Consider the following 6,703-nt stretch of genomic DNA (forward strand, 5'->3'; position numbering starts at 1 on the left):
GTACCTAAGTCAATACCAATAATTTTAGACATGTTCTATCCCTCTTTTTATTATGAATTTATCTTTATTTACTTCAGTTATAGTTTAATGACATTGCGGTCAAGCCAATTAGTTGTAAACAACGACCATTGCTGGACGCAAGAGACGTTCGTGAAGTTTATAACCTTTTTGAAGAACTTGTGCAATGCTATCTGCTGGATGTTCATCATCTGCAGGAAGTGTTTGAACAGCCATGTGCAAGTTGTGGTCAAAGTTTTCAGCGACAACTTCTTCAACACCTTCTTCGTTAAGCGCGCGAATCAAGCTATCACGTGTCATTTCAAGACCTTTTTTCACATCATCAGTCAAACCCTCAACAGCAAGTGCACGTTCCAAATTATCCAAACTTGGCAAGATAGCTTTTGCTAAATCTTGTGAACGATATTTTTGTAATTGTTGACGTTCTTCGTTAGCACGACGTTGAATATTTTGCATTTCAGCATGTGCTCGAAGATATTTGTTTTCAAAATCTTCAGCACGTTCAAGTGCTTTTTGCAATTCTTCGTTTTGAGCCTCTTCTTGAGGCTGTTCTTTTGTTTCTTCTTCAGTCACAACATCAGTGGCTTCAACTTCTTCTTGAAGTTCTTCGTTTTTAGTTTCTTCTGACACTGTGTCCCTCCCTATCTTTTTATCAAATTAAATTAATTACTAAACTTAGTTGACTTCGTAATGATTACTATTAAGATAACGGTAGTAATCACCAAGTTTCATCGCTAAGACTCGCCCGATAACATTAACCAAGCTAACACTTCTGCGATAATCCATATCAATCGGACCAATCAAGCTAAGAAGCCCAAATCCACGATAAGGAATCAGAAACTTATGTGTCAAAACAGTCACATTAGCTAAAGCTGGTTCTTGACTATCCGCAACTTGAACATTAGCAATTTCATTTTCTTTCATAGAAGAACGAAGAGCTACTGCAACTCTCTGGTCGTTATCTAGGAAACGATAAGTTTCCAAATCAGCATAATCAAGTGAGTTAACTTTACCAGCTACGAAAACCAGTTCTCTAAACAATTCTGCAAAAATGTAATCAAACAAATCCAAAACGTTGTCTGTAACAGTAAAATACTTTTGCAAAACCTGAGGAATTTCAGTTCGTAACTTATAATGAATATCCATCACCGTGCGTCCGAGCAACCGCTCGTCAACGATTTCCTTCAATGTCACTAAATCCTTCAACATAAAGTTTTTTGGAATAGCAAACTGAATCGTTGCTGGTTTTGATTCATCTAAAGTTAAAACAGCTAAAGCATCATGACTTGATAATTGAACAATATCAAAAGCCGTCAGTTTTTGTCGAGCTGGCTCAACATCCAAAATCACCGATGTATAACCAGTCATATCTGCTAAAACTTGACTTGCTTTTTGCAAAATATCATCAAGCTTGAAAGCTTCAAAATCAAAAGCCTTAACAACCTGATAAATATCGCGTTCATCAATACTATCAAGAGTCAATGAATGTTCAACGAAATATTTAAATCCAGCAGCGCTTGGCATACGCCCACTTGATGTATGTGCCTTTTCAAGCAATCCTAGTTTTTCAAGTTTTGCCATATCATTTCGGATAGTTGCACTACTTGAATCAATCGTCGCTTGCAAAGTTTTAGAGCCAATAGGTTCATGCGTCTGCGTAAATAATTCAACAATTAAGTTTAAAATATCACTTTGACGTTGTGTTATCATAACCTCGCCCCTTTCATTTTTAGCACTCATATACATCGACTGCTAATTTATAATTCTATTATACTCCTCTAAAAAACAGTGTCAAGGAAAAAGCGTAAAAAATTAGCACTCTTTTTAATAGAGTGCTAATTCGTTATTTATCGTATGAAGTTAAGTTGTTTTCTTCAATGATTTTAACCAATTTATCCGCATAATCAGGGTCAGTACTAAAGGACATATCTTGCAATGCTTGTGTAGGTTTCTTATAACCTTTATTAGAAACCATAATATCATAAGCACCCTCGCTATTGCGAATTTTACCTGATTTCAGCAAATCAAAATAATCGTAAATAGCATCATCCCAAGATTTATAAACAGCAAATTGGCCAATTTCAGTTTGCCACTCATTGACAAAATAACGTTTGTATTTCAAAGTCACAGGTTTATTTCCTGGCTGCGCAGAAACAGCAAAGAGATTATGATATTTTACAGCTAGCAAATGTTGACCATAATCAGATTCTAACGCTGCTTGTGCCATCACCAATGACGGACGCACGCCATAAGCTTCTGCCACTTCTTGAACCGTTGGTGCAATGTCAGCAAAAAATTCCGACTTATTATAGGAAACTTTTTCTGTTTTATTTGCACTAGGTGTTGCTCGGTGAGCATATAGCGGTGAAAAAATACCTAGAACCAAAACAGCCAAAAATACAAGAAATTGAACAAAAGAGAATCGAGATTTCATCGTTTATTCTCCTTCAACAAAGCAATGTATTCTTCAAGGCTAAGATTATTATCAGTCATGTATTTTGCTGATTCTTTACCAACATAACGGAAGTGCCAATCTTCATAATCAACACCTGTTGACTCACTTTTTCCTTTTGGAAAACGAAGAACAAATCCATATTCAGGTGCGATAGTTTTCACTTTTTCAACAACGTCAGTATCACTTTGGTTGAGATAATTAACTGTACTCATATCCATTGCAAGTCCCGTCTGATGCTCACTAGCACCTGCTGGTTGAGAATAGGTTTTAACCAAGTCCTCTGCAGCAGATTGTGTTAGACTCGGATCAGCTGACATTTCTTGTGAAACGTATGAATTGAACAATTCTTCTTGATAAGCAACACTTCGATAGCCAGAAATCAAATGTTCACTAGCATTAATAGCTTGCGCTGCAGCTAAGAAACTACGAACATTGTCAGCAATACGTGAATCAACAGTAATGTTGTCAATTTGTGTCAAATCTGGATCCATCTCTGGTGTAACATGATTGCGATTAACCAAAACCAATGCCCAATCATCACTTGAAACATCAGGTAAATCAGATGTTTTCGTTTTAGCAGTTACTGAAGAAGACTTCGTAGAGACATTTTGACTCACAGAAGTACTTTTAGTATTTCTACCTAGTGTTAATCGGTCACCTTGGACAAAAATAAAAATTCCAGCAACAAAAATGATAATAATTAATAACCCTAAAATTAAGGTTGGTAAACTACGCTTTTTTCTCATCTTTTCTTTCTTCTAATAATTGTCGACCTCTGAGACGATAACTGACATCTCCAATCGATTCAATAATAAATTTGCCATTCTCAAAACTAACAATTGTCACACTACCATTATCTATTCCCAAACCTCTTGGTGTCGTAGGATCTACCAGCCACAAAAAAGTACCAATAGTCATGCCATGACTAACTACAATGGCATTACCACCACCTGATGCCTCAACTTTTTTAGCAATAGCCGTAAATCCTTCTAAAATCCGACTACTCAATACTTCCCAGGTTTCAGCCCAACCAGCAGTATCAACTTTATAAATACCTTCTGCCAATTCTTCATAAGTGAGCTTAGTCATATCCTTGTCAAAAACACGAGGAAGAACACCATTAAACAATTCACCATCGTAACCACCATCTAGACTACCAAAACACCACTCGCGAATTCGTTTATCACGCGTGTAAGGAATGTCTTCTTGATGACACTCTCGCAGAATAATTTCCATTGTTTGCAAAGTTCGCCCACTATCACTCGAAAAAGCTTCTTTAAATATTAAACCAGCGTCTTTTAATCCGACACCAAGTTCCTGAATACCACGTTCACCTTCAGTCGTCAGCGGAGTATCGCTCCACCCTTGCGCACGACCGATTGTGTTAAACATTGTCTTACCATGACGAGCAATATACAACCTTGTTTTTACCATTGGCTTCCTCCTAAAAACTAGAAACAAACAGGGATAGCTATAACAAAATCAACATTAATTTTAAGACCTTAATGCCACTTTATTATATCATATTTTTTCATTGCTTCTTTCTTCAAAACACAATCTTGATTAGGAAAATGATGAAGCCTTTCAGACAAAAAACTAGGGTAGTAAATCTTTCTACCCTAGATATTATATGACTGAAAATAATCAACAAGTTAGTTTTTAAAGCTATGAACCGGCGCAGGAATTTGTCCACCTCGATGAATAAAATCAGCAGACGAATTGTGATTAACACGCATAACAGGTGCGGCACCGAGAAGACCACCAAATTCAATCATATCGCCTTCTTTACCTTTTGGAATAATACGTACAGCCGTTGTTTTTTGGTTAATGACACCAATAGCCGCTTCATCAGCAATCATAGCAGCAATTGTTTCATGAGGTGTATCCTCAGGAATAGCAATCATGTCCAAACCAACAGAACAGATAGCAGTCATAGCTTCAAGTTTTTCTAAATTAAGAGAACCATTTTGAACAGCAGCAATCATTCCTTCATCTTCAGAAACTGGAATGAAAGCACCTGATAGACCACCGACTTGGTTACAAGCCATGATTCCACCTTTTTTAACTTGGTCATTCAAAAGCGCAAGAGCTGCAGTTGTACCGTGAGTACCAACTGCTTCAAGTCCCATTTCTTCAAGAACACGAGCGACAGAATCCCCAACAGCTGGTGTAGGAGCAAGTGAAAGGTCAACAATACCAAATTTAACCCCTAAACGTTCACTAGCCATTTGACCAACTAATTGACCGATACGAGTAATTTTGAAGGCTGTTTTCTTAACAGTTTCTGCAACAACATCGAAGCTTTCACCTCGAACTTTTTCAAGAGCACGTTTGACAACACCAGGACCAGAAACACCGACATTAATGACAACATCCGCTTCACCAACACCATGGAAAGCACCAGCCATGAAAGGATTATCCTCAACCGCATTGGCAAACACAACTAATTTCGCAGCGCCTAAATCAGACAATTGAGCAGTTTCTTTAATCACACGTCCCATATCAGCAACTGCTGTCATATTAATACCTGATTTTGTTGAACCAATATTGACTGATGAACATACTTTTTCTGTCTCAGCAAGTGCACGAGGAATAGAATTAATTAAAATTTCATCACCTTTTTGGTAACCTTTTTGAACCAAAGCAGAAAATCCACCAATGAAATCAATACCAATTTCATGTGCAGCTTTATCCAAAGCATGGGCAAGAGGAAGATAATCTGTCGCATCAGTTGCAGCACCAATAATTGAGATTGGTGTTACAGAAACACGTTTATTTACAATCGGAATACCAAGTTCGGCGGCGATTTCATCACCAACTTTTACGAGTGAACCAGCTTTTTCGACAACTTTTTTGTAAATTTTATCGGCAGCTTTGTTAATATCAGGATCAATACAATCAAGAAGAGAAATTCCCATAGTAATTGTACGAACATCGAAATTTTGCTCTTCAATCATTGCAATCGTTTCAGTAACTTGTCTAATATCCACAATTAGCCTCCTTAAATATTGTACATGGCGTCAAAAATCGCTGCACTTTGAATGTTAATTTTGACGTTCAAAGTTTCTCCATAAGCTTCAAATTCAGAACGTAATTTTGTAAAATCTTGTTTTTCATCAGATGAAACAACAGCCATCATTGTAAAGAAATCATCTAAAACAGTCTGAGAAATATCATCAATATTCAAACCAAATTCAGCAATTTTAGCTGAAACACCTGCTACAATACCTGCTTTATCTTTTCCGACAACAGTAATAATTGCTTTCATGAGAAGCCTCCAAAACTAATATTTGTTCAATTTTACCACAATTTTCTGAAAAATTCCATTTAATTAGCAAAATAATTCGCTAAAAGCGAATTATTTTTGATATTTTTAGACAAATATTCTGTTTTTGTTGATAAATCTATCTAAAAGAAGCCGTGCGAGCACTCTACCAATCATTCTTCCAAGCAGAATAAAAAAAGAAGATCAGAAATCTCTGATCTTTTTTCAATTGATACTTATGGTTTAAAATCCGCAAAGTAAGGGGCAATTTCGGTTAAAAAAGCTTTCTTCCCTTCAAATCGTTCCCCACGAATAACCTTAGCTAACTTTTCTTTGGCTTCTTCTCCCAAGCTTGCACGCAAACGAGCTAAACTATCTCGATAGGCCACATAATCAGCTACTTCTAAAAAACTAACTTGTGGCACAGAATGACTGATTTCACCAATTTCCTCATAAGGCATACGATTAAACTTACGTTTAAAGGACTCCTGATGTCTGATAGTATCCTTAACATGATTTGAAAATTTTGTTTTAAAATAAGTGTATCGTTTCCCCTCATTGATTAAAAGATCAGGGTGAGCCTGCAAGAGTTGGAAGAAGACAATCCGTCCCTCTTGTATCCAGTCCTCATAATCCCAGAGTTTCACAAAGTAGTGACGTCTTAATTTTAAAACAATTGGTAAAACCGTTTGAAAATATGCTTCAAAATCCATTAATCCATTTCTCCTTTTATTATTCCCTTAAAGGTACATTCATTATAAAAGGAAAAGTCAAAAAGGAACATGACAAAAATGTCCAAATCATACCTAAAGCCACAAAAAAAGCAACCCGAAGGTTGCTCATTACGTCTACCGCTTTAAAACTCCGCCAGTAGGACTCGAACCTACGACATCATGATTAACAGTCATGCGCTACTACCAACTGAGCTATGGCGGATAAATGCTAAGCGACTACCATATCTAACA

General features: G+C 36.7%; 8 protein-coding genes and 1 tRNA gene. All 9 read right to left on the minus strand.

What is annotated here, in order from left to right; genetic code table 11:
* Positions 1-108 precede the first annotated feature (108 nt).
* Positions 109-648, minus strand: a complete 540-nt coding sequence (grpE, locus tag B4D49_RS08665; RefSeq protein WP_021141636.1) for a nucleotide exchange factor GrpE — start codon at positions 646-648, stop codon at positions 109-111.
* A gap of 45 nt (positions 649-693) precedes the next feature.
* Positions 694-1,728: a heat-inducible transcriptional repressor HrcA gene (hrcA, locus tag B4D49_RS08670; RefSeq protein ID WP_286784125.1), complete on the minus strand. Its 1,035-nt coding sequence runs from the start codon at positions 1,726-1,728 to the stop codon at positions 694-696.
* 133 nt (positions 1,729-1,861) lie between these two features.
* Positions 1,862-2,452, minus strand: a complete 591-nt coding sequence (locus B4D49_RS08675) for a glycoside hydrolase family 73 protein (RefSeq protein ID WP_286784126.1) — start codon at positions 2,450-2,452, stop codon at positions 1,862-1,864.
* Positions 2,449-3,219 carry a M15 family metallopeptidase gene (locus B4D49_RS08680; RefSeq protein WP_286784127.1) on the minus strand — a complete coding sequence of 257 codons (771 nt, stop codon included), beginning with the start codon at positions 3,217-3,219 and terminating at the stop codon, positions 2,449-2,451. The genes B4D49_RS08675 and B4D49_RS08680 overlap by 4 nt, the downstream gene beginning before the upstream one ends.
* The gene (locus tag B4D49_RS08685; protein WP_286784128.1) at positions 3,203-3,907 is read right to left on the minus strand and encodes a histidine phosphatase family protein; all 705 of its coding nucleotides are present in this window, start codon (positions 3,905-3,907) and stop codon (positions 3,203-3,205) included. The genes B4D49_RS08680 and B4D49_RS08685 overlap by 17 nt, the downstream gene beginning before the upstream one ends.
* Before the next feature lie 218 nt (positions 3,908-4,125).
* Entirely contained in the window at positions 4,126-5,463 is a 1,338-nt protein-coding gene (locus B4D49_RS08690) for a PFL family protein (protein WP_093816022.1), read from the minus strand.
* A gap of 11 nt (positions 5,464-5,474) precedes the next feature.
* A complete protein-coding gene (locus B4D49_RS08695) occupies positions 5,475-5,741 on the minus strand; it encodes an ACT domain-containing protein (protein ID WP_021141631.1) in 267 nt (88 codons plus the stop codon).
* 233 nt (positions 5,742-5,974) lie between these two features.
* Positions 5,975-6,451 carry a sigma-70 family RNA polymerase sigma factor gene (locus B4D49_RS08700; RefSeq protein ID WP_286784129.1) on the minus strand — a complete coding sequence of 159 codons (477 nt, stop codon included), beginning with the start codon at positions 6,449-6,451 and terminating at the stop codon, positions 5,975-5,977.
* A gap of 149 nt (positions 6,452-6,600) precedes the next feature.
* Positions 6,601-6,674 (minus strand) — tRNA-Asn (locus B4D49_RS08705).
* Positions 6,675-6,703 lie beyond the last annotated feature (29 nt).

This window comes from Streptococcus sp. UBA4344 (assembly GCF_002393675.1).
In the GTDB taxonomy this organism is placed as follows: Bacteria; Bacillota; Bacilli; order Lactobacillales; family Streptococcaceae; genus Streptococcus; species Streptococcus vicugnae.

Coding starts and splice junctions, on each gene's coding strand:
- B4D49_RS08685 (WP_286784128.1), bottom strand. CDS start 3,907: ATGGTAAAAACAAGGTTGTATATTGCTCGTCATGGTAAGACAATGTTT.
- B4D49_RS08675 (WP_286784126.1), bottom strand. CDS start 2,452: ATGAAATCTCGATTCTCTTTTGTTCAATTTCTTGTATTTTTGGCTGTT.
- hrcA (WP_286784125.1), bottom strand. CDS start 1,728: ATGATAACACAACGTCAAAGTGATATTTTAAACTTAATTGTTGAATTA.
- B4D49_RS08695 (WP_021141631.1), bottom strand. CDS start 5,741: ATGAAAGCAATTATTACTGTTGTCGGAAAAGATAAAGCAGGTATTGTA.
- B4D49_RS08700 (WP_286784129.1), bottom strand. CDS start 6,451: ATGGATTTTGAAGCATATTTTCAAACGGTTTTACCAATTGTTTTAAAA.
- B4D49_RS08680 (WP_286784127.1), bottom strand. CDS start 3,219: ATGAGAAAAAAGCGTAGTTTACCAACCTTAATTTTAGGGTTATTAATT.